This window comes from Clostridium sp. (genome assembly GCF_051650885.1).
Lineage (GTDB): Bacteria > Bacillota > Clostridia > Clostridiales > Clostridiaceae > Clostridium.
The window spans coordinates 1-2,945 of sequence record NZ_JBOFRG010000276.1; the positions used below are offsets into that span (position 1 = coordinate 1).

At 30.7% G+C, this 2,945-nt stretch carries 3 protein-coding genes, 2 tRNA genes and 2 rRNA genes; 5 read left to right on the forward strand and 2 right to left on the reverse strand.

From position 1 onward, the window contains the following. The 4 genes from ACRC28_RS13325 to ACRC28_RS13340 all read left to right on the forward strand — a co-directional run. Positions 1-94, forward strand: a 23S ribosomal RNA gene (locus ACRC28_RS13325); the annotation flags it as partial. A gap of 121 nt (positions 95-215) precedes the next feature. Next, positions 216-332, forward strand: a 5S ribosomal RNA gene (rrf, locus tag ACRC28_RS13330). A gap of 5 nt (positions 333-337) precedes the next feature. Next, a tRNA-Ala gene (locus tag ACRC28_RS13335) sits at positions 338-413 on the forward strand. 175 nt (positions 414-588) lie between these two features. Continuing rightward, the gene (locus ACRC28_RS13340; RefSeq protein ID WP_438543939.1) at positions 589-1,335 is read left to right on the forward strand and encodes a peptidylprolyl isomerase; all 747 of its coding nucleotides are present in this window, start codon (positions 589-591) and stop codon (positions 1,333-1,335) included. Positions 1,336-1,422: 87 nt separating this feature from the next. On the opposite strand, the gene ACRC28_RS13345 is transcribed toward ACRC28_RS13340, so the two are convergent. Continuing rightward, a complete protein-coding gene (locus ACRC28_RS13345; RefSeq protein ID WP_438543940.1) occupies positions 1,423-2,079 on the reverse strand; it encodes an HAD family hydrolase in 657 nt (218 codons plus the stop codon). 136 nt (positions 2,080-2,215) lie between these two features. Here ACRC28_RS13345 and ACRC28_RS13350 point away from each other — a divergent pair, with 136 nt between their 5' ends. Beyond that, a complete protein-coding gene (locus ACRC28_RS13350) occupies positions 2,216-2,353 on the forward strand; it encodes a hypothetical protein (RefSeq protein ID WP_438543941.1) in 138 nt (45 codons plus the stop codon). 30 nt (positions 2,354-2,383) lie between these two features. On the opposite strand, the gene ACRC28_RS13355 is transcribed toward ACRC28_RS13350, so the two are convergent. Then, positions 2,384-2,459: transfer RNA gene (locus ACRC28_RS13355), tRNA-Pro, on the reverse strand. Between the last annotated feature and the right edge of the window lie 486 nt (positions 2,460-2,945).

Consider the following 2,945-nt stretch of genomic DNA (forward strand, 5'->3'; position numbering starts at 1 on the left):
AGATCCCTTGAAGAACACAAGGTTGATAGGTTGGGGGTGTAAGCGTAGCAATACGTTCAGCTGACCAATACTAATAGATCGAGGGCTTGACCAATATAATATTAATAATTATTTCAAGTGCAATTTTCAGAGAACAATTTTTAAAATGGAAACTCGACTCACTCCGTTCGCTGAGTAAGTTCGAATTACCAAATTAAAATTTGGATTCTCACTTATCTAGTGATGATGGCATAGAGGAAACACTCCTTCCCATTCCGAACAGGAAAGTTAAGCTCTATAACGGCGATGGTACTGCACGGGCGACTGTGTGGGAGAGTAGCAAGTTGCTAGGTTTTATGGGGGTATAGCTCAGTTGGGAGAGCACCTGCCTTGCACGCAGGGGGTCAAGAGTTCGAATCTCTTTATCTCCACCATTTTAAAGATGTTCGTAGGAACATCTTTTTTTGTTATTGATTTGTGGATAACTACAATATAAAATAAAAAAATGTGGATTAAATTTAAAAATTAAAGAATATATTTGTTATTTTATAGGTATATTGATACAATAATAGATATATAAATAAAGTACATTTAAAAGGAGACTTAAATATGGAAAATAAAGTATTAGCAGTTGTTGGTTCATACGAAATAACTGAAAAAGAATTAAATGAAATCGTGGCTAAATATCCAGCAGATAGAAAAGCTATGGTTGAAAGTGAAGAAGGTAAAAAGCAATTATTAGAGCAAATGATTCATTTTGAATTATTTAATAAGTTAGGTGAAGAATTAAAAGTAAACGAAACTGCAGAATATAAAGAAACAGTTGAACGTTTAGAAAAAGAAATATTAACACAAGCAACTATGAATAAAGTTTTAACTGACGTAGTAGTAACTGACGAAGAGTTAAAAAACTTCTATGAAGCTAATAAAGAAAGATTTTCAGAGCAAGCTACAGTTTCAGCTAAGCACATATTAGTAGAAAGTGAAGAGTTAGCAAATCAAATTAAAGATGAAATAGTAAGTGGAGAAGTTACTTTTGAAGATGCAGCTAGTAAATATTCAAGTTGTCCATCAAAAGAGCAAGGTGGAAACTTAGGTGCATTTGGAAGAGGAATGATGGTTCCAGAATTTGAAGATGCAGCATTTAAAGCTGAATTAAATGAAGTTACTGCACCAGTACAAACTCAATTTGGTTACCACTTAATAAAAGTAGAAGCTAAAACTGAAGGTAAAGTAAAAGAATTTGAAGAAGTTAAAGAAAATGTATATCAAATGATGATGCAACAAGCTCAAGAAAGAAAGTATTTAGATACTGTAAAAGAATTAGAAGCTAAATATGGAGTTACTAGAAAATAGTAATGAATAAATAAATACCTATAGAGTTAAAGCGTATAAAGCTTTAATCTATAGGTATTTTTATTTATATATTCATTTATAAATAAATTAGATTTCTTTTAATAAAGGAGTGTAATCTTTTAAATATTTAAAGGAAAGATGTTTTAATTCATCAGAATCATCTAGTGATTCATGATCCTCTATTGTAACAACCTTCATATTAGCTTTAAGAGCACCCTTAACAGCAGGAAGTATATCTTCAAAGACTAAACACTCACTAGGTGGTACATTAAGCTTTTTAGAGGCTAATAAGTACACATCGGGACAATCCTTTCCTTTATCAACTTCGGATGTAAGTGTAATAGAATCAAAAAGATGATAAATATTATGTTGATTTAAGGCAGCTTCTAGCAAACGTTGCGAATTACTGGTAGCTAGTCCGATTTTGATCCCCTTCTTTTTTAAGCCTTGAATAAATTCTTTAGCTCCATTTTTTAGTGGAGTTCTAGTGGAATAAAATTCATATGCCATCTTATTCCATGTATCTATTATTATTTCTGTTGAATCTGGGATGTTAAAAGTAGATTTGAAGTAAGCTGCTGTTTGAGCAAAGCTTAGATGACCTATTTCTTTATGCAAATTTGTAGGAACCTTAATTCCTTTGCTACCAAGGTAATCAATATCAATTTGATGCCATACCCAAAGAGAGTCTATAAGTGTTCCATCTAAATCAAAAATAACTGCATTTATATTGTCTAATAACATGATGAGATACCTCCTAAAAATTTGAGATTAATAAAATTATAGTTATCATTATATATTATTATAGTATAAAGTGTTTCAAATTTCTTAAAAAGGGAAATAATAGATTATAGTGAGTTAAAATAGAAAGGAACTTGATATGATATTTTGGATAATAGGATACATAATAATTTTTATAATAGTTATAGCACTTTGCAAGTCTGCAGCAAGAGCAGATAAAAAAAGTGAAGAAATGAGAAAGAATGATAAAATGGATGATATAAATTATAAAGAATAAAAAAAAGAAGCTTTACAAGCTTCTTTAAATTGGTCGGGGTGACAGGTCTCGAACCTGCGACCTCATGGTCCCAAACCATGCGCGCTACCATCTGCGCCACACCCCGTTGACTACTTTAATAGTATATAAAAAAAACTAAAATAAGTCAAGCCTATTAATATATACTTAATAAAGTTTACAAAAAAGCAGTAGATATGTTATTATAGTTATATGGAAAAATTATGGAAGTGTAATGTGAACAATATAAGCTATTAAATGAAATTGTATACAATCTCAATGTAAACAATTTCTAAAGAGTAAAATGTTAAAAAAAAGCTCGTTTAAAGGTGTGAATGTTCACAAATGTAATACTTTTGTTATAATTTGAGTTGTATGAAAAATTTAAAAATGATATAATGTCATTAGTTTGAACTTGAAAGGGGGAAGGTTCTACGGAACCAAACAAGATCATGAAAAGAAAAATTTTAGCTGCAGTAATTGCAGGATCTTTAGCATTAAATGTATCAATGCCATCTATGATAGCAAGTGCAGAACCAGTAGATAAAGAGGTACAAGCAGCGCAAGATCAATATGAAGAAATGCAAGCAAACAT